Raw genomic sequence first — 17,171 nt, 5'->3', positions numbered from 1 at the left:
TCCGATCGAGCAAGATGAATATCATATTTTTCGACGATCGCTGACATTTCTATACTCGTCTCACAAAAGAGTCCGCAGGCCGGCCATCCCGGACCGGGCGCGGTACCGGAGCCGGCTGGGCCGGCAAGGAGACGAAGATGTTCAAGGCGATCGACGCGCCGGCGGCCGGCGCGAAGCCGCGGCGCACGCCGCTCACGCGCGAGCAGGTCAAGGGCTTCTGGGCCGTGTACGCGGGCTGGGTGCTCGACGGCGTGGACTCGGTGATCTATGCGCTCGTGCTGATTCCCGCACTGACCGAACTGCTGCCGGCGTCCGGCATCGCGGCGACGCCCGCGAATCTCGGGATGTACGGCTCGATCCTGTTCGCGCTGTTCCTGATCGGCTGGGGGCTGTCGTTCATCTGGGGGCCGCTCGCCGACCGCTTCGGCCGCGTGCGCACGCTCGCCGCGAGCATCCTGATCTATTCGGTGTTCACGGGCGCCGCCGCGTTCGTGCATGACGTATGGTTGCTGGCCGCGTGCCGGTTGCTTGCCGGGATCGGCGTCGGTGGTGAATGGGCGCTCGCGGGCACCTACGTCGCCGAGAGCTGGCCGGAAGATCGCCGCAAGATGGGGGCCGGCTACCTGCAGACGGGCTACTACTTCGGCTTCTTCATCGCGGCCTGCCTGAACTATACGATCGGCGCGACCTACGGCTGGCGCGCGATGTTCCTGTGCGGGCTGGCTCCCGCGCTGCTCGCCGTCTTCACCGTGATGCGCGTGAAGGAGCCGGGGCAGTGGCGCCGCCACGACGTGCGCGACGGCGACGTCACGCAGGCGAAGCGCGTGCATCCGCTGCGCGAAATCTTCGCGCCGGCGTTCCTGCGCCGCACGTTGACGAGTGCGAGCCTGGTCGGTGTCGCGATCGTCGGGCTGTGGGCCGGTTCGGTCTACGAGGCGAGCGCGGTCAGCACGCTCGCGGCGCGCGCCGGCATCGACCACATCGGTGCGATGCGGCTTGCATCGGTTGGCGCGGCGATCCTGTCGTGCACGACGATCGTCGGCTGCCTCGTCGCGCCGTGGCTTGCGGAACGGATCGGCCGGCGTTCGGCGCTCGGCGTGTATTTCGCGGGCATGGCCGCGGCGATCGTGTTCGCGTTCGGCTGGGCGTTCTATCAGCCGAACGGGCTCGGGGCGTTCATGGTTTCGCTCGCGTTCCTCGGCTTCTTCGGCGGCAATTTCGCGATCTTCTCGTTGTGGCTTCCTGAGCAGTACCCGACCCGCGTACGGGCGACCGCGTTCGCGTTCAACGCATCGGTCGGCCGTTTCATCGGCGCCGGCGTGAACTTCGTGCTCGGCGCCGCGATTCACGGCTACGGCTCGCTCGGCGTGCCGGTCGCGTGGACCGCGGCCGTGTTCGGCGTCGGCATCCTGATCCTGCCGTTCGCCGTCGAAACGCGTCACCAGACACTGCCGGAATGAACGGCGCGCCGGCATCGCCCGGCTATCAGCAATATCTCGTCATCAATATCAGGAGTCCGGAATGCAGGCATTACAAGGAATCAGGGTCGTCGATCTGAGTCGCGCGCTGTCGGGGCCGTTCTGCTCGATGGTGCTCTCCGATCTCGGCGCCGACGTGATCAAGGTCGAGTCGGGCCCGAACGGCGACATGAGCCGCGCATGGGGGCCGTTCGATCGCGGCGTGAGCACGTACTACCTGTCCTGCAATCGCAACAAGCGCGGCATCTGCGTGGATTTCCGGCAGCCGGCCGGCATCGACGTCGTGCGCCGGCTGATCGGGCAGGCCGACGTCGTGATCGAGAACTTCAAGGCCGGCACGATGGACGCGATGGGGCTCGGCTACGACGCGCTGAGTGCGCATGATCCGCGGCTCGTGATGGGCAGCGTGACCGCGTTCGGTCCGCGCGGCCCGCTGCGTGACTGGCCGGGTTTCGACCAGATCGCGCAGGGTTACGCGGGGCTGATGAGCCTCACCGGCTTCCCGGACGGCGAGCCGACCCGCACGGGGACCGCGATCGGCGATCTGAGTTCGGGGATGTGGGTGGCGACGGGCGTCATCGCCGCGCTGTACGAGCGCGAGCGAACCGGGCGCGGCCAGCACGTCGGCACGTCGCTGCTCGAAAGTCTGGTCGCGCTGCTGAGCGTGCACGGTCAGCGCTACCTGAGCCTCGGCGACGTGCCGCGCCGCACCGGCAACGCGCACGCGGTGATCGCGCCGTATGGCGTGTTCGAGACGGCCGACGGGCCGCTGAACCTCGCGCCGATCACGACCGACATGTGGCTGCGGCTGTGCCAGTTGCTCGAGCTGCCCGAATTGCCGAACGATCCGCGGTTCGCGACCAACGATGCGCGCGTCGCGAACCGCGATGCGTTGAAGGTGTTGCTGGAGAGCCGGTTGCGCACGCGCGGCAAACGCGAATGGACGCAGCGTTTCGTCGAGGCCGGGCTGCCGGCCGGACCGATCAACACGCTCGACGAGGTGTTCGCCGATCCGCAGCTCGCGCATTGCGGGCTCGTCGAACCGGTCGCGCATCCGACGCTCGGGACGGTGCGCCAGGTCGTGACGCCGCTCGGCGCGATGAGCGACGCCCGGCCGGCGCCGCGCACGCGCCATGCGCCGCCGCTGCTCGGCGAACATACGGTCGACGTGTTGCGCGAAGCCGGCTACGACGACGATGCGATCCACGCGCTGCTGGACGAGCGAGCGATCTTCCAGGCAGAAGCCGCAGCGGAGGCCGTGCAATGACGGACGTGACGAAACAGGCGGCGCCGTCGGGCGTGACGGTCGACATGATCGGCGAGCGCATCGCGCGCGTGCGGTTCTCCAATCCCGCGCGGCGCCACGCGCTCGACGCACCGCTGCTCGATCAGCTCGTGACGTGCATCGACGCGCTCGCCGCGCATCGCCCGGCGCCGATCGTGATTCTGTCGAACGACGGCAACGGCGACGTGTGGAGCGCAGGCCACGACCTGCGCGAGCTCGCCGACGACCGCGATCCGCTCGCCTACGACAAGCCGCTCGAACGTGCGCTGCGACGGATCCGGACCTATCCGGGCGCGGTCATCGCGGCGGTCGCCGGCTCGGCATGGGGCGGGGCGGTCGATCTCGTGATGAGCTGCGATATCGTCGTCGCGGCGCGCGGCGCGCGTTTCGCGATGACGCCCGCGAACATCGGCCTGCCGTATTCGACGAGCGGCCTGCTGCGCTTTTACGACAACCTGCCGATTCACGTGCTGAAGGAGATGTTCTTTTGCGCGCAGCCGCTCGATGCCGAGCGCGCCGCCCATCACGGGCTCGTGAACCGGCTCGCGGAAGCCGGCGGCGTGGACGATGCCGCGCTCGATGTCGCCCGCACGATCGCCGCGAAGGCGCCGCTCGCGGTGCACGCGGTGAAGGAGCAGTTGCGCGTGCTGCAGGACGCGCGGCCGATGCCGGTCGATGCATTCGAGCGGATCGCCGAGCTGCGTCGGCAGGCATGCGACGGGGCGGATTTTGACGAAGGCCTGCGCGCGTTCGCGGAGCGGCGCGCGCCGGTGTTTCGCGGTATCTAGGTCACGCGGCGGCGCGACATATGGGTGCGGGCGGTGGCGAAGCCGCGTTTCGTCATGGCTCGCATGCCGGCGTCGGCGCGTGTCGCGCATCGCCTCTCGATGTGCGGGCTGTTTCGGTCAGCCGAGTGCGTGTACGCCGATCAGCAGCAACGCGCCGAGGACGATCAGCAGCAGCGCGTGAATGCGCGTGACCATCACGCACACCGTCGATGCCACCGCGATCGCCTTCGCGGGCCAGCCGCCGTCGAGCGCCTGCAGCAGCACCCAGACTGACGCGAGGATCATGCCGGCCGCGACCGGCCGCAGCCCGGTCTCGAGCGCGATCTGCCAGCGCGCGCCCTGATGCCGTCGCCACAGGTGCGCGACGCCGTAGATCAGGAACGCGGTCGGCCCGAACAGCGCGAGTGTCGCGATGACCGCGCCCCAGAAGCCGGCGACCTGCCAGCCGATCAGCGTCGCGAGCAGCGAACCGGGGCCCGGCGCCATCCGCGCGATCGCGAAGTCGTTCACGAACTGCGTGGCCGTCATCCAGTGATGGACGTCGACGACCTGGCGCTGGATGTCGGCGATGATCGCCTGCCCGCCGCCGATCGTCGCGATCGACAGCGGTGCGAACACGCCGAAGAGGGCGGCGTAGCGCGATGCAGCGTTCATCGGTCGTCGCTCCCCGCCGAGGCGGACGCCGCGCGACGGTATTCGAGCGCAACGCTCAGCGTGCCGCCGATCAGCACGGTCCACACGAGCGGCCAGTGCAGCACGGCCACCGACACGAACGTGAGCGTCATCACCGCGAACGGCAGCACGCGGCGCGGTAGCCGCCGCACCGCGGTGATCGCCATCGAGATCGACAGCCCGATCGCCGCGGCGGCCGCGCCGGCGAGCGCGACGTGCGTGAGCGTGAAGCGCGTGAGGGTCGAGAACGCGACGCCGAACAGCACGATCAGCACGGCCGGCGGCGCGATGATGCCGGTGAAGCCGGCCACCGCGCCGCGCCATCCGGCCAGCCGGTAGCCGATCCAGATCGCGAGGTTCTTCACGTTGACGCCCGGCAGCGCCTGCGACAGCGCGAGCCCGTTGAGAAATGCTTCCTCGTCGATCCAGCGCCGCTCGTGCACGAAGTCGCGCATCATGCGCCCGCTCAGCCCGCCGCCGAAGCTGGTCAGGCCGATCTGCGCGAATGCGATGAACAGCGCGAGGACGCCGGGCGACGGCGGATCGCCGTCGGGCGGCGCGGGCGAAGTCGGGGTGGCGGGCGGAAGCATCGGACGGACTGGCGCGACGGTTGGGCAATTGCCCATGGTAGCAAGCGGCGCCTGTCAGCACGCTGACATCGGCGCCGCGAGGTTGTCGGCGCAACGATCGGGGGGCGCGCGACGCTGTCGTGCCGCAAGCGCAAGCCTAGGCGCGCACGACCGTCACGCCCGCGGCTTCGATCGGCTCGGTCAGCGCCGCGTCGGTTTCCCGTTCGACCACGATAGTCTGCGCGAGCGCAAGCTCGCCGATCACGAACTGCGAAGCCGCGCGCAGTTTCGACTGCGAGGCCAGCACGACCGTCTCGGCCGCGCGCTCGGCGAGCGCACGCTTGATCGCCGCTTCCTCGAAATCGCCGGTGCTCAGCCCCGCGACCGGATGCACGCCGGTGACGCCCATGAAATACAGGTCCGCGTGGATGCGCGCGATGCCTTCCATCGCCGCGGCGCCGACCGACACGATCGAATGCTTGTACAGCCGTCCGCCGATCAGGATCACGTCGATCGACGGATGCGCGGCCAGCGCGACGGCGACGCTCGGGCTGTGCGTGACGATCGTCGCGCGCAGGTCGGGCGGCAACTGGCTGACGAGCAGCGCCGACGTCGTGCCGCCGTCGACGATCGCGACCTGCCCGGGCGCGATCATCTGCGCGGCCCGGCGCGCGATGCGCCGCTTTTCCTCCGGTTCGAGCGCCTCGCGCTGCGCGAACGGCGCGACGGCCGGCGACGCCGGCAGCGCGCCGCCGTGCACGCGCTGCAGCAGGCCTTCGGCTGCCAGCTCGCGCAGGTCGCGGCGGATCGTGTCTTCGGACACGCCGAATTGCGCGCTGAGTTCGGCGGCCAGCACCTGGCCATCGCGCGCGAGCGCATCGAGGATCACCTTCTTGCGTTGGGTCGTCAGCATCGTGTTTGCACGAAATTTCTTGAAATTGCACGAATATGCACGTTACCATGCGATCCGTCTCTTGTCGAATGGGAGGCCGCCATGGCCGCAACGCGGGACCGCGTCCGCATCGTCGATACGACGGTGCTGTCCGATGACTGGTATGTGCTGAAGAAGGTGACGTTCGATTTCCTGCGCCGCGACGGCACGTGGCAGCGCTTGAGCCGCGAAACCTACGATCGCGGCAACGGCGCGACCATCCTGCTGCGCAACGCCGCGACGGGCGACGTGCTGCTCACGCGGCAGTTCCGGATGCCGGCGTTCGTCAACGGGCACGACGGGATGCTGCTCGAAGCCGCCGCCGGCCTGCTCGACGATGCGACGCCCGACGCACGTATCCGTGTGGAGGCCGAAGAGGAAACCGGCTATCGCGTGCGCGGCGTGCGCAAGGTGTTCGAGGCGTTCATGAGCCCGGGTTCGGTCACGGAGAAGCTGCACTTCTTCGTCGGCGAATACGATGCGTCGTTGCGTACGGGCGACGGGGGCGGCATCGCGGAGGAGGGCGAGGATCTCGAGGTCGTCGAGATGCCGCTGCGAGCGGCGCTGGATGCCGTCGAGCGCGGCGAGATCGTCGACGCGAAGACGATCATGCTGCTGCAGTACGTCGCGCTGCGGGAGTCCGCGGGCGGGCGCGCCGCGACCGTGTGACGAAGCCGCGGCACGGCGCGCGAACGGGCGTATGATCGCGCGACGCCATTCGCGCGCCCCGTTCGACGCTATCGCAGCTCCATCATGCCGCTTTCCGATTCCACGCATTCCAGCGCTTTCACCGACGGCGGCGCCGCCACGCCATTGCCTGCCGAGCGCGTTGCGTCCGCCGTCGATGCGCTCGCACGCGCCGATGCGCTGCTCGTGACGGCCGGCGCGGGCATCGGCGTCGATTCCGGGCTGCCGGACTTCCGCGGCACGGACGGCTTCTGGCGTGCGTACCCGGCGCTGCGTCACGAGCGTTTCGAGTTTCACGAGATCGCGTCGCCGCAGGCGTTCCGTGCCCATCCGCAACTCGCGTGGGGATTCTATGGACATCGTCTCGGCCTTTACCGGGACACCGTGCCGCACGCGGGCTTCGCGATCCTGCGGCGCTGGATGGATGCGATGCCCAATGGCGGCTTCGTGCTGACGAGCAACGTCGACGGTCAGTTCCAGAAAGCCGGTTTCGATCCGGCGCGGATCGTCGAAATCCACGGTTCGATTCATGCGATGCAGTGCCTGCGCCCTTGCTCGGACGACACGTGGAGCGCGGCGTCGTTTACGCCGGACGTCGACATCGCCACGTGCCGGCTGGTCGGCGAACTGCCGCATTGCCCGCGTTGCGGCGGCCTCGCCCGGCCGAACATCCTGATGTTCGGCGACCGGGGCTGGCTCGGCGCGCACTATGAAGCGCAGGCGCGCGCGCTCGAGAGCTGGGTCGCGCAGGCGGGGCGGGTGGCCGTCGTCGAGATCGGCGCGGGCACCGCGATTCCGACGGTGCGCATGCTGAGCGAGCGTCTTGGCACCGACGTGATCCGGATCAACGCACGCGAAGCCCATGCGCGCCGCGCTGACGTGATCGGGCTGAAGGGGGGCGCGCTCGCGACGCTCGCTGCGCTCGATGCGGCCTGGCAGCGCGAATGAGCCGGCCCGCGACGCAACCTGGCGGGCGCCATTGCGCGCGCCGTCGTTGCAGGCGTGTCGCGAATCCGCATACAGTTCAGCCAGTGCCAACCGTGCGTGCGCCGTGCGCGTCCGGGAACCGGCATTGCCCCCGGGTGACCGGGGCCGGCGGCTGAACCCAGCCGCATGACCGACCGGGAGCGCCCGTGTTCTATTCGATCGTCGCGATCTTCGTCGGCGCCGGGCTCGGCGCATTGCTGCGCTGGTTTCTGAGCCTCGCGCTCAACGCGTTCTTTCCTGCCGTGCCGCTCGGCACGCTCGCCGCGAACCTGATCGGCGGCTACGTGATCGGCATCGCTGCCGTCGTCTTCACGACCCGCGTCGGGCTGCCGCCCGAGTGGCGGCTGTTCGTGATCACCGGTTTCCTCGGCGGGCTCACGACGTTCTCGACCTATTCGGTCGAAGTGATGACGCACGCGGTGCAGGGCGAATTCGGATGGGCGTTTGCGGTGGCTGCCCTACACTTGACTGGATCGTTCACGCTGACGGCGCTCGGCATGTGGACCGCACGTGCGTGGTTCGCGGCCGCCTGAGCGCGCCGGCACCGGAGGAGGCGATGGACAGGGTCTTCTTGCGCTTTTACGTGCATGAGCACCATCGGCTGCACTGGAAGCCGCTGTGGGAATACTTGCTCGAGGAAGCGAACCGGATGGGGGTCGCGGGCGGTTCCGCGTTTCGCGCGATGGCGGGCTTCGGCCGGCATCGCGTGCTGCACGAGGACCGTTTTTTCGAACTGCAGGGGTCACTCGCGATCGAGGTCGAATTCATCGTCACCGAAGACGAAGCGCAGCGGTTGCTCGAGCGGCTGTCGCGGGAGAAGGTGCGCGTGTGCTACGCGGTGATCCCGGCACGCTTCGGCGTGATCGACACGCTCGACGCGCCGCCGGCGCAGGGGCCGGCGGCGTAATACGGCATCAGATGCCGAACATCGTCAGCGACACGGCGGCGCGCGTGACGATCATCAGCAGCACCTGCACGATCACGAACAGCAGGATCGGCGACAGGTCGATGCCGCCGAAATTCGGGATGATGCGGCGCAGCGGATTCAGGAACGGTGCGGTGAGCTGATAGAGAATCGGCATCGCCGCCGAGCGCGGATTGAGCCATGACAGCAGCGCCATCAGGATCGTCATCCAGATCACGAGATTGAGCGCCCACTTCACGACGGTGAGCAGCGCGACCACGACGAGCGTCGCAATCACCGAGGCCGGATCGAAGCCGGCCATCAGGACCATCAGCACCACATAGACGAGCGCCGTGAGCAGTGCGGCGACGACGCTCGCCCAGTCGATGCCGCGCACGCCCGCGATTACGCGGCGCAGCGGCAGCACGAGCCAGTTGGTTGCCTGCAGCACGGCCTGCGTGACGGGGTTGTACGGCGGTACGCGGACGGCCTGCATCCAGACGCGCAGGATCAGCGCGGCGCCGAACAGCGTGAAGAGGGTATTGAGCAGAAAACGGGCGATCTCGCCGAACATCGTTGGCATCCTTTTTATACAGTCGAGTAGCGTGCGGCCGCCAACGCCGGATGGCGGCGCATCGGCCGACACCTTATCACGCCTCGTCTCGCGACGGGGAGGGGTGCCCGGTCGTGCGCGCGAGCGACGTTTCGACGGCCTCGGCGAGCGCCGGCAACGCGGCCGGCGGCGTGGCGCGTTTCGCCGCGAGCGCGACCGCGCGGCGGGTCATCAGCGCATACAGCGTCGCGTGATCGCCGCCGCGCGCCTCGAGCAGCGCGAGCTGGCGTTCGACGATGCCGGTGTCGCCGCGCGAGACGGGGCCGGCGAGTGCATCCGCGAGGCCCTTGTCGCGTGCAGTCTCGATCGTGCCGGCCAGCATCGGCAGCAGCGCGCGCAGCGCGGCCTGCTCGTCGAAGCCGACGCCGCGCCACAGCTCGACCGCTTCCGCCAGCCCGCACAGCGCGAAGCTCGCCGCGTAGTGCGCGGCCGCGTGATAGAGCATCCGGCCGCCGGCCGGAATCGACAGCGGATGGCAGCCGAGTGCGGCAGCAAGCCGCATCAGCGTCGCGTGCAGCGCGCCGTCGGCTTCGATCGTGACCGAGCAGCCGTCGATGCGGGCGAGGTCGGCGTCCGTGCCACCGAACAGGTAGAGCGGATGGAAGCCGCCGGTGGCCGCGCCTTGCCGTTTCGCCGGATCGAGCAGGTTGACCGCCGATGCGCCGCTGCAGTGGACGAGCGCCTGGCCGGCCGCGCGCGACGCGTCGAAATGCAGCGTCGCGGCGGTCGATGCGAGATGGTCGTCTGGAACGGTCAGGAAGATCAGGTCGGCGGCGTCGACGACCTGCTGCGGCGTGTCGACTGCCCGGCAGCCGTCGAGATCCGCGGCGAGCGCCGCAGCCGATCCGGCCGTGCGGCTCGCGATCGCGACGACCGGAAAGCCGGCCTGCGCGAAACGTCGCGCAACGCAGCGCGCGAGGCGGCCGGCGCCGATGAAACCGAGACGGGGTGTGTCGGGGAGGGACATGGCGGGTCACGAAGCGAAAACGAGGCAGCCGCCAGTATCGCAGGAATGTGACGCGACCACGAAAGGGAGACTTCTGCGCCGCTGCGCGGGGCTCGGGGCCGGCTCGCACGCCGCGTTCCGGCGCGGTTCGCACGTCGGTATCACGGCTGAACGAAGGCCCTTTCATCCGGCCCGGAATGACGCAGCGTCCGCGCGCCTCTTGAATTGTCGGCGTCTTGTCTCAAATTTGTAATCGTTCATTACTGAAGCGCTCGCACCACACGCACCGGTTTCGGTAAGACTGACCGTCCGGCGTGTCGCGATCTTGCCGGTCGGACGGAATCGCGCGACCGGCAAGGGTTGCAGTGAATGTGCAGGCCTGCGCCGCAGCGTGGCGGCGACCGCGTGCAATTGCAATTTGCAACAAATGCGCGATACGCAAGGGGCGGGTTTTCGCTACATTGCATCCATGCGACGTGCACGCCCGCCGTTGCCGACAGGAGCGCATAAATTACCGCTCCAGCAGGAGAATCGAAGTGAAAAAGCTCATTCCGTTCATCGCCGCCGCCGCGCTGGGCCTGGGTGCCGCAAGCGCCGCGCAGGCCCACGTGTCGATCGGGGTCGGCATCGGTATCCCGGTCGCACCCGCTTATCCGGTGTACGCACCGCCGCCGCCGGTGTATTACGCGCCGCCGCCTCCGCCGGTCTATTACGCACCGGCACCGGCCTACTATGCACCGCCCGTGGTCGTCGGCGGCTACTACGGTCGTCCGTACTGGCGGCGTGGTTACGGCGGCTGGGGCCATCACGGCTGGCATCGCTGATCCGTCCCGCGCGGCCTGACCGCGCGCGGCAAAACGGCGCAACGTCCCTCGCGGGTCGTTGCGCCGTTTTTCATTGGGGCGGCGGCAGCGGTCGCGGTTTGGCGCCGGGCCGACGCATCGCGGTTACACCGCGTGGGCGATCAGGTCGCGATAGCCGCCGACGATCACGCTGTACGAGAAATACGCGAACAGCAGCGCCGACGCGACGTGGCACGCGCGCATCAGCCCCGCGCCCGCGCGCTTGCGGCCCTGGCTCGCGAGCGTGCACATGAAGAGCGTCCACGCGAGACCGCCGAGGAAGAAGCCGGACAGGAACACCGACGCCGTCGCCGGCGTGGTCGCGCCCGCTTTCGCGATCAGCGCGCCGCCGACCGCTGCGAACCACAGGATCGCGCTCGGCGACGACATCGCGAGCAGCATCCCGCGCATGAAGCTGCGCCGGGCGCTGGCGCGCGGCTGTGGCGTGTCGTCCGCATCGCCGTCGTTGGCGGCGCCGGCCGGCGCGAGCGCTTCGCGCGCCATCTTCCACGTGAGGAACAGCAGCACCGCACCGCCGCCGATCCACACGATCCAGCGCACGGCTTCGAACTGCAGCAGCACGGCCATCCCGGCGAGCGCGAGCGCCGCGTAGACGAGATCGCCGACGCACGAGCCGACGCCGAGCCAGAAGCCCGGCCGGAAGCCGTGCGACAGCGTCAGCGACAGCATCGCGACGTTGACGAGACCGATGTCGAGACACAGCGACAGCGACAGGAAAAACCCGTCGGACAGCATCGAGGCGGGGGGAAAGCTCATCGTCGTTCTTGTTGGGGCGTTCAATGCGCGGGCCGGCGAGCGCCGGCCACGCGGGCTTACAGGCCGATCTCCTGCCAGAGCCGGTCGACGCGTGCCTTCACGGCTGCGTCCATCTCGATCGGGCGGCCCCATTCGCGGTTCGTCTCGCCGGGCCACTTGTTGGTCGCGTCGAGCCCCATCTTCGAGCCGAGGCCCGCGACCGGCGATGCGAAATCGAGATAGTCGATCGGCGTGCTGTCGACCATCACGGTGTCGCGCACCGGGTCGACGCGCGTCGTGATCGCCCAGATCACTTCGTTCCAGTCGCGGATATTCACGTCCTCGTCGACCACCACGATGAACTTCGTATACATGAATTGCCGCAGGAAGCTCCACACGCCGAACATCACGCGCTTTGCGTGGCCCGCGTAGCTCTTCTTCATCTGGACGATGGCCATCCGGTAGCTGCAGCCTTCCGGTGGCAGGTAGAAGTCGGTGATCTCCGCGAACTGCTTCTGCAGCAGCGGCACGAATACCTCGTTGAGCGCGACGCCGAGCACGGCCGGCTCGTCGGGCGGCTTGCCCGTATAGGTCGAGTGATAGATCGCGTCGCGGCGCATCGTGATGCGCTCGACGGTGAACACCGGAAACCACTCCTGCTCGTTGTAATAGCCGGTGTGGTCGCCGTACGGGCCTTCGAGCGCGTGTTCGTACGCGGCGGACGCGTTGCCGGCCGGACGCGGCGGCGCGCCGGCCGGGGCAGGGGCGGGCGTGCCTTCCTGCGGATGGATGAAGCCTTCGAGCACGATCTCCGCGCGTGCGGGCACCTGCAGCGTGTCGACGCCGGGCGTCAGGCACTTCGCGAGCTCGGTGCGGCTGCCGCGCAGCAGGCCGGCGAACTGATACTCGGACAGCGAATCGGGCACCGGCGTCACGGCGCCCAGCGTCGTGGCCGGATCCGCGCCGAGCACGACCGCGACCGGATACGGCTTGCCCGGGTTCTTCAGCGCGAATTCGCGGAAGTCGAGCGCGCCGCCGCGATGCGCGAGCCAGCGCATGATCAGCTTGTTGCGGCCGATCAACTGCTGGCGGTAGATGCCGAGGTTCTGGCGGGACTTGTTCGGTCCGCGCGTGACGGTCAGCCCCCACGTGACGAGCGGCCCTGCATCGCCCGGCCAGCAGGTCTGGATCGGCAGCTTGTTCAGGTCGACGTCGGCGCCTTCCCAGACGATCTCCTGGCACGGCGGCGACGACACCGATTTCGGCGCCATGTCCCATACCGCCTTCGCGAGCGACAGCAGCTTGCCGGCGTCCTTCAGGCTCTTGGGCGGATCCGGCTCCTTCAGCGCGGACAGCAGCCGCCCGAGATCGCGCAGCGAGCCGAGCGCGGCATCGTCGCCCGCATCGACGCCCATCCCGAGTGCGACGCGGCGCGGCGTGCCGAACAGGTTGCCGAGCACCGGAAATGCGTTGCCGGGCGGCGCGTTGAACAGCAGCGCGGGGCCGCCGGCGCGCAGTACGCGGTCGCACAGCTCGGTCATTTCGAGCACGGGCGACACCGGTTGCGTGACGCGCCGCAGCTCGCCGAGCGCCTCGAGGCGCTGAATGAAATCGCGTAAGTCTTTGTATTTCATGAGGAAGGTCCGGGCCACCCGCAGGACGGGCAGCGATGGGCGGGCGCAGCGGCCGGCTGCGGCCCCGAATCGACCGACGATTTTACCCGGGCCGCCGCGCGCACGCCCGACGGAGAAAAAAGTTGACCGCGCGCAAAGCCGCTACGGCAGGGGGCTGACGTTCTGAAGGGCGATTCAAAATTACTTTTTGTTATGATTTCGATGTTTTATAGTGTTGACGATCTATAAAACCCTGCTAGAATCCGCTCACATTGGTTGCAGGGTAAAAGGCTTCGAGCCGCCAATCACCGATCTTTGACGCAGCGCGTCACCGTCCGCCGAAACCTGCACGGCGTATCGACGGCCTGAGTAGTAGTCCCAGCCAGCGCCACCAGACGCTGGTTTTTTGCGTGAGTGCCATCGCGTATGCCCGCCTCGCCCATTGTGCGAAGGCGCCGGCCCTCTTACACCCTGGCCTCGAACGGTCTTATACCGTTTCTCCGATGCCTGCGCGTCCCAACCAAGGCGTGCGGCGTCGTGATTCCGCGGCGCGTATTCTGTCTCGCCACCGAGCTGAGCGAGCCGCACGAGTCATGTTCATGGGAGATGATCTGAATGAACGCTTGGTTATCGTGGCGTCCTAGTGAGCAGCATGCGCAGTTCGTGCGCGGTGTGCTGCGTCGCGGGACGCGTGTCAGTCACCATCTATTCAGCGTTGTCGGCTGTTTCGCTGTCGCGGTTGCGCTTGCCCTGTGGCTGCTGCCGACCGTGCGCGGTTCGTTCGCGGCGAAGCTGATGCCGGTCGTGTCCGCGGCCGTGCAGGCCGGTCCGGCCCGTCTGCTGACCGGCCATCCGCTGCCGAACTTCGCGCCTGCCGGCGCGCAGCCGCAGCAGGACGATCCGCCCGAAACGGATGCGCTCGCAGTCGGCCTCGACGTTGCACCGGAACCCGCCGCGCAGAACGATGCGTCCGATCCGGCCCGCAACGGCCCGTCGCCCGTCGCGCTCGCGAAGCTGATTCCGGCCCAGCGGGTCCCGGTCGATGCGCGTGACGATCGTGCGCTCGCATCGAACCGCGAACAGGCGCTCGTCGCGACCTACCTGTCGCGCCGTTATCGCGTCGCCCAGGAGCCGCTCGGCCAGCTCGTCAAGGCTGCATTCCAGACCGGCCACGACGTTGGCCTCGATCCGCTGCTGCTGCTGTCCGTGATGGCGATCGAATCGGGCTTCAACCCGTACGCGGAAAGCGGCGTCGGCGCACAAGGCCTGATGCAGGTGATGTCGAAGGTCCATTCCGACAAGTTCGAATATTTCGGCGGCACCGATACGGCCCTGCAGCCGCTCGCGAACCTGCAGGTCGGCGCGCTCGTGCTGAAGGACTGCATCGCACGCGGCGGCTCGCTCGCGACGGGCCTGCGTATGTACAACGGTTCGACCAACCCGGACGACACCGCATACGGCGCGAAGGTGATGGCCGAACGCGGTCGCCTGCGCGACGTGGCGCACGGCCGCAGCGTGCCGCTCAATGCGCCGCAGGCGCCGGTCCAGTCGTCGAAGCCGATCGTGACCGCGGCCGTGACGGCAGCAGCAGGCGGCGCGAAGCGCGTGCATGCGACGCTCGACTCGGCACAGCCGCTCGCCGCGAAGGGCGCCGCTGCCCCGAAGGGCGCGCAGCAGCAGGACGATGCGAGCGTCGACACCGTGAAGCAGGCGCACGGCGACCATTCGGAGCTGGGCGCGTAACGCCAGGCAGTTCCGGCTGGACGACACAGGAAAAAGGCACCCGATTCGGGTGCCTTTTCTTTTTTGCGGGTGCTGCGGGAGGGCATGCCGGCCGCGACGGCCGGGCGCCGGGTTTCGGGCCCCGCGTCAGCGTTGTCCGAACAGCGTCGCGAGCCGCTCGACGGCCTCTTCGAGGCGTGAGTACGCGGTCGCATAGGACAGCCGGATATAGTCGCGCGGCGCATGCACGCCGAAATCCATGCCGGGCACCAGCACGACGTTCGCGTCGTGCAGCATCGCCTGCGTGAGCGCCGCGCTGTCGCCGGCCGCCGGGTGGGCGACGCCGCCGCAGTTCGCATACACATAGAACGCGCCGTCCGGCATCACGGGCACCGTGAAGCCGAGCCGTTCCAGCGCCGGCGCGATGAAATCGCGGCGACGCTTGAACTCGAGGCGGCGCGCTTCGTAGATCTCGAGCGTCGACGGTTCGAAGCAGGCGAGCGCCGCGTGCTGCGCGAGCGCGGAAGGGCAGATGAACAGGTTCTGAGACAGCTTTTCGAACGTGCCGACGAGCGCCGGCGGCACGACCAGCCAGCCGAGCCGCCAGCCCGTCATGCTGAAGTACTTCGAGAAGCTGTTCACGGTGATGACGTCATCGCCGTACGACAGCGCCGACACGGGCGCCGCGTCGTAGCTGAGCCCCTGGTAGATCTCGTCGACGATCGTGAAGCCGCCGCGTGCGCGCACGGCTTCGACGATCCGCTTCAGCTCGTCCGGTTCGAGCGACGTGCCGGTCGGGTTCGACGGCGATGCGAGCAGCACACCGCGCGTGCGGTTGCCCCAGCGCGTGCGGACGTCGTCCGCGGTGAGCTGGAAGCGCGCTTCCGGGCCGCTCGGCACGAGCACCGGGCGGCCTTCGGCTGCCGCGACGAAGTGCCGGTTGCACGGATACGACGGGTCGGGCATCAGCACCTCGTCGTCGCGGCCGACGAGCGCGAGGCACGCGAGCAGCAGCGCGGCCGACGCGCCGGCCGTCACGACGATCCGCTCCGGGCTGATCGTGAGGCCGTAGGCGCGTGCATAGTGCGCGGCGATCGCTTCGCGCAGCGGCGCGATGCCGAGCGCGCTCGTGTACTGCGTGACGCCGCGGCGCAGCGCGGCCGCGGCCGCCTCGACGACGGGCTCCGGCGCGGTGAAGTCCGGCTCGCCGATCCCCATGTGGATAACATCGCGCCCGGAGGACTCGAGTCGCTGTGCCTCCTTCATCAGTTCCATCACATGGAAGGGCTGGATCGCGTCGACGCGTGCGGCGAGCGTGATGAGCGAATCGGCGGTGGTATTCATGGGGCGGGCGGGGCGGAGAGCGGAGGGAGAACGAAAAACGGGCGCTTGCGCGCCCGTCCAACTACGGAATCAGCCGTTGCGGCGTGCCTGCGTTTCGGCAGGGCGCAGCTTCGCGGCGAGCTTGTCGAGCACGCCGTTGACGTACTTGTAGCCATCGGAGCCGCCGAACGTCTTCGCGAGTTCGACTGCTTCGTTGATGATCACGCGGTACGGCGTTTCGACATGGTGCGTGAGCTCGAACGTCGCGATCAGCAGCACGGCGCGTTCGACCGGCGACAACTGGTCGACCGGGCGGTCGAGCGACGGCGTGAGGGCTTCGACGAGCGTGGCATGCTCGCGAATCACGCCGTGCAGGATCGCGTCGAGCAGCTCCTTGTCGGCCTTGTCGTAACCGAGCGCGCCGCGCAGTTGCGCGTCGATCTCACCGGAGGACGCGTTCGACAGCAGCCACTGATACAGGCCCTGCGTCGCCAGCTCGCGCGATTGTCGGCGGGCGCTCTTCTTCATGCGCGCTCCTCTTCGTCGTCTTCGTCTTCTTCTTCGTCCTCGTCGTCGCCGAGTTGGTCGAGGGCCATCGTCAGGTTGGCCATCTCGACGGCGACGCGTGCGGCGTCACGACCCTTTTCGGTCATGCGCGCGACGGCCTGCTCGTCGTTTTCGGTCGTCAGGACCGCGTTCGCGATCGGCAGGTTGAAGTCGAGGCCGATGCGGGTGATGCCCGCGCCGCTTTCGTTCGACACGAGTTCGAAGTGGTAGGTCTCGCCGCGGATCACCGCGCCGAGCGCGATCAGTGCGTCGAACTGGCCGCTTTCGGCGAGCTTTTGCAGCGCGAGCGGGATTTCCAGCGCGCCGGGCACCGACACGAGCAGCACGTCTTCACCGGAGACGCCAAGGCGCTCGAGTTCTTCGACGCATGCATCGGCGAGGCCGTTGCAGACGGGTTCGTTGAAGCGGGATTGCACGATGCCGATACGCAGGCCGTCGCCTTCGAGATTCGGTTGGTATTGTCCGATTTCCATGATCTGGTCCGTAGT

General features: G+C 68.5%; 19 protein-coding genes. 9 read left to right on the top strand and 10 right to left on the bottom strand.

Annotated features, from left to right (window positions below; translation table 11 throughout):
* Positions 1 to 137: 137 nt before the first annotated feature.
* From BX604_RS03030 to scpB, 3 genes are all read left to right on the top strand, one after another.
* Positions 138 to 1,460, top strand: coding sequence for an MFS transporter (locus BX604_RS03030; protein WP_098549510.1), 1,323 nt, complete (start codon positions 138 to 140; stop codon positions 1,458 to 1,460).
* 61 nt (positions 1,461 to 1,521) lie between these two features.
* Positions 1,522 to 2,745, top strand: a complete 1,224-nt coding sequence (locus BX604_RS03025) for a CaiB/BaiF CoA transferase family protein (RefSeq protein WP_098549509.1) — start codon at positions 1,522 to 1,524, stop codon at positions 2,743 to 2,745.
* The gene (gene scpB, locus BX604_RS03020) at positions 2,742 to 3,551 is read left to right on the top strand and encodes a methylmalonyl-CoA decarboxylase (RefSeq protein ID WP_098549508.1); all 810 of its coding nucleotides are present in this window, start codon (positions 2,742 to 2,744) and stop codon (positions 3,549 to 3,551) included. The genes BX604_RS03025 and scpB overlap by 4 nt, the downstream gene beginning before the upstream one ends.
* A gap of 117 nt (positions 3,552 to 3,668) precedes the next feature.
* Here scpB and BX604_RS03015 read toward each other — a convergent pair whose 3' ends face one another.
* From BX604_RS03015 to BX604_RS03005, 3 genes are all read right to left on the bottom strand, one after another.
* Positions 3,669 to 4,205 carry a chromate transporter gene (locus BX604_RS03015; protein WP_098549507.1) on the bottom strand — a complete coding sequence of 179 codons (537 nt, stop codon included), beginning with the start codon at positions 4,203 to 4,205 and terminating at the stop codon, positions 3,669 to 3,671.
* The gene (locus BX604_RS03010; RefSeq protein WP_098549506.1) at positions 4,202 to 4,813 is read right to left on the bottom strand and encodes a chromate transporter; all 612 of its coding nucleotides are present in this window, start codon (positions 4,811 to 4,813) and stop codon (positions 4,202 to 4,204) included. The genes BX604_RS03015 and BX604_RS03010 overlap by 4 nt, the downstream gene beginning before the upstream one ends.
* Positions 4,814 to 4,949: 136 nt before the next feature.
* Positions 4,950 to 5,705 (bottom strand): DeoR/GlpR family DNA-binding transcription regulator, encoded by a 756-nt coding sequence (locus BX604_RS03005; RefSeq protein WP_098549505.1) that lies wholly within the window; start codon positions 5,703 to 5,705, stop codon positions 4,950 to 4,952.
* Positions 5,706 to 5,786: 81 nt separating this feature from the next.
* Here BX604_RS03005 and BX604_RS03000 point away from each other — a divergent pair, with 81 nt between their 5' ends.
* The 4 genes from BX604_RS03000 to BX604_RS02985 all read left to right on the top strand — a co-directional run bounded on the left by BX604_RS03000 (position 5,787) and on the right by BX604_RS02985 (position 8,304).
* Entirely contained in the window at positions 5,787 to 6,392 is a 606-nt protein-coding gene (locus tag BX604_RS03000; protein WP_098549504.1) for an NUDIX domain-containing protein, read from the top strand.
* An 84-nt stretch (positions 6,393 to 6,476) separates the two neighbouring features.
* Positions 6,477 to 7,358, top strand: coding sequence for an SIR2 family NAD-dependent protein deacylase (locus BX604_RS02995; protein WP_098549503.1), 882 nt, complete (start codon positions 6,477 to 6,479; stop codon positions 7,356 to 7,358).
* A gap of 185 nt (positions 7,359 to 7,543) precedes the next feature.
* Positions 7,544 to 7,930 carry a fluoride efflux transporter CrcB gene (gene crcB / locus BX604_RS02990; protein WP_098549502.1) on the top strand — a complete coding sequence of 129 codons (387 nt, stop codon included), beginning with the start codon at positions 7,544 to 7,546 and terminating at the stop codon, positions 7,928 to 7,930.
* 23 nt (positions 7,931 to 7,953) lie between these two features.
* On the top strand, positions 7,954 to 8,304 hold the full coding sequence (locus BX604_RS02985) for a DUF190 domain-containing protein (protein ID WP_098552679.1): 351 nt from the start codon (positions 7,954 to 7,956) through the stop codon (positions 8,302 to 8,304).
* 7 nt (positions 8,305 to 8,311) lie between these two features.
* Here the strand turns inward: BX604_RS02985 and BX604_RS02980 are convergent, their stop codons facing one another.
* Together BX604_RS02980 and BX604_RS02975 are read right to left on the bottom strand one after the other, a co-directional pair.
* The gene (locus BX604_RS02980; protein ID WP_098549501.1) at positions 8,312 to 8,875 is read right to left on the bottom strand and encodes a YggT family protein; all 564 of its coding nucleotides are present in this window, start codon (positions 8,873 to 8,875) and stop codon (positions 8,312 to 8,314) included.
* Positions 8,876 to 8,951: 76 nt separating this feature from the next.
* Positions 8,952 to 9,881, bottom strand: a complete 930-nt coding sequence (locus BX604_RS02975; RefSeq protein ID WP_098549500.1) for a Rossmann-like and DUF2520 domain-containing protein — start codon at positions 9,879 to 9,881, stop codon at positions 8,952 to 8,954.
* Between the two features lie 515 nt (positions 9,882 to 10,396).
* Here BX604_RS02975 and BX604_RS02965 point away from each other — a divergent pair.
* On the top strand, positions 10,397 to 10,684 hold the full coding sequence (locus BX604_RS02965; protein WP_098549498.1) for a hypothetical protein: 288 nt from the start codon (positions 10,397 to 10,399) through the stop codon (positions 10,682 to 10,684).
* Between the two features lie 123 nt (positions 10,685 to 10,807).
* On the opposite strand, the gene BX604_RS02960 is transcribed toward BX604_RS02965, so the two are convergent.
* Positions 10,808 to 11,479: a LysE family translocator gene (locus tag BX604_RS02960; protein ID WP_098549497.1), complete on the bottom strand. Its 672-nt coding sequence runs from the start codon at positions 11,477 to 11,479 to the stop codon at positions 10,808 to 10,810.
* 56 nt (positions 11,480 to 11,535) lie between these two features.
* Positions 11,536 to 13,092: a UbiD family decarboxylase gene (locus BX604_RS02955; RefSeq protein ID WP_098549496.1), complete on the bottom strand. Its 1,557-nt coding sequence runs from the start codon at positions 13,090 to 13,092 to the stop codon at positions 11,536 to 11,538.
* A 594-nt stretch (positions 13,093 to 13,686) separates the two neighbouring features.
* Between BX604_RS02955 and BX604_RS02950 the strand changes: the two genes are divergently transcribed.
* A complete protein-coding gene (locus BX604_RS02950; RefSeq protein ID WP_098549495.1) occupies positions 13,687 to 14,814 on the top strand; it encodes a transglycosylase SLT domain-containing protein in 1,128 nt (375 codons plus the stop codon).
* A gap of 126 nt (positions 14,815 to 14,940) precedes the next feature.
* On the opposite strand, the gene BX604_RS02945 is transcribed toward BX604_RS02950, so the two are convergent.
* From BX604_RS02945 to ribH, 3 genes are all read right to left on the bottom strand, one after another.
* Positions 14,941 to 16,137, bottom strand: a complete 1,197-nt coding sequence (locus BX604_RS02945) for a pyridoxal phosphate-dependent aminotransferase (RefSeq protein WP_098549494.1) — start codon at positions 16,135 to 16,137, stop codon at positions 14,941 to 14,943.
* 69 nt (positions 16,138 to 16,206) lie between these two features.
* A complete protein-coding gene (gene nusB / locus BX604_RS02940; RefSeq protein ID WP_014897817.1) occupies positions 16,207 to 16,644 on the bottom strand; it encodes a transcription antitermination factor NusB in 438 nt (145 codons plus the stop codon).
* A complete protein-coding gene (gene ribH / locus BX604_RS02935) occupies positions 16,641 to 17,156 on the bottom strand; it encodes a 6,7-dimethyl-8-ribityllumazine synthase (RefSeq protein WP_040143614.1) in 516 nt (171 codons plus the stop codon). Before ribH ends, nusB begins: the two co-directional genes overlap by 4 nt.
* Between the last annotated feature and the right edge of the window lie 15 nt (positions 17,157 to 17,171).

This window comes from Burkholderia sp. JKS000303 (assembly GCF_002563755.1).
GTDB lineage: Bacteria > Pseudomonadota > Gammaproteobacteria > Burkholderiales > Burkholderiaceae > Burkholderia > Burkholderia anthina_B.
This window is presented reverse-complemented; position numbering and strand designations above follow the sequence as displayed.

Bases quoted from the DNA above. Each gene is read 5' to 3' on its own strand.
- BX604_RS03030 (WP_098549510.1), top strand. From the start codon at position 138: ATGTTCAAGGCGATCGACGCGCCGGCGGCCGGCGCGAAGCCGCGGCGC.
- BX604_RS03025 (WP_098549509.1), top strand. From the start codon at position 1,522: ATGCAGGCATTACAAGGAATCAGGGTCGTCGATCTGAGTCGCGCGCTG.
- scpB (WP_098549508.1), top strand. From the start codon at position 2,742: ATGACGGACGTGACGAAACAGGCGGCGCCGTCGGGCGTGACGGTCGAC.
- BX604_RS03015 (WP_098549507.1), bottom strand. From the start codon at position 4,205: ATGAACGCTGCATCGCGCTACGCCGCCCTCTTCGGCGTGTTCGCACCG.
- BX604_RS03010 (WP_098549506.1), bottom strand. From the start codon at position 4,813: ATGCTTCCGCCCGCCACCCCGACTTCGCCCGCGCCGCCCGACGGCGAT.
- BX604_RS03005 (WP_098549505.1), bottom strand. From the start codon at position 5,705: ATGCTGACGACCCAACGCAAGAAGGTGATCCTCGATGCGCTCGCGCGC.
- BX604_RS03000 (WP_098549504.1), top strand. From the start codon at position 5,787: ATGGCCGCAACGCGGGACCGCGTCCGCATCGTCGATACGACGGTGCTG.
- BX604_RS02995 (WP_098549503.1), top strand. From the start codon at position 6,477: ATGCCGCTTTCCGATTCCACGCATTCCAGCGCTTTCACCGACGGCGGC.
- BX604_RS02985 (WP_098552679.1), top strand. From the start codon at position 7,954: ATGGACAGGGTCTTCTTGCGCTTTTACGTGCATGAGCACCATCGGCTG.
- BX604_RS02980 (WP_098549501.1), bottom strand. From the start codon at position 8,875: ATGTTCGGCGAGATCGCCCGTTTTCTGCTCAATACCCTCTTCACGCTG.
- BX604_RS02975 (WP_098549500.1), bottom strand. From the start codon at position 9,881: ATGTCCCTCCCCGACACACCCCGTCTCGGTTTCATCGGCGCCGGCCGC.
- BX604_RS02960 (WP_098549497.1), bottom strand. From the start codon at position 11,479: ATGAGCTTTCCCCCCGCCTCGATGCTGTCCGACGGGTTTTTCCTGTCG.
- BX604_RS02955 (WP_098549496.1), bottom strand. From the start codon at position 13,092: ATGAAATACAAAGACTTACGCGATTTCATTCAGCGCCTCGAGGCGCTC.
- BX604_RS02950 (WP_098549495.1), top strand. From the start codon at position 13,687: ATGAACGCTTGGTTATCGTGGCGTCCTAGTGAGCAGCATGCGCAGTTC.
- BX604_RS02945 (WP_098549494.1), bottom strand. From the start codon at position 16,137: ATGAATACCACCGCCGATTCGCTCATCACGCTCGCCGCACGCGTCGAC.
- nusB (WP_014897817.1), bottom strand. From the start codon at position 16,644: ATGAAGAAGAGCGCCCGCCGACAATCGCGCGAGCTGGCGACGCAGGGC.
- ribH (WP_040143614.1), bottom strand. From the start codon at position 17,156: ATGGAAATCGGACAATACCAACCGAATCTCGAAGGCGACGGCCTGCGT.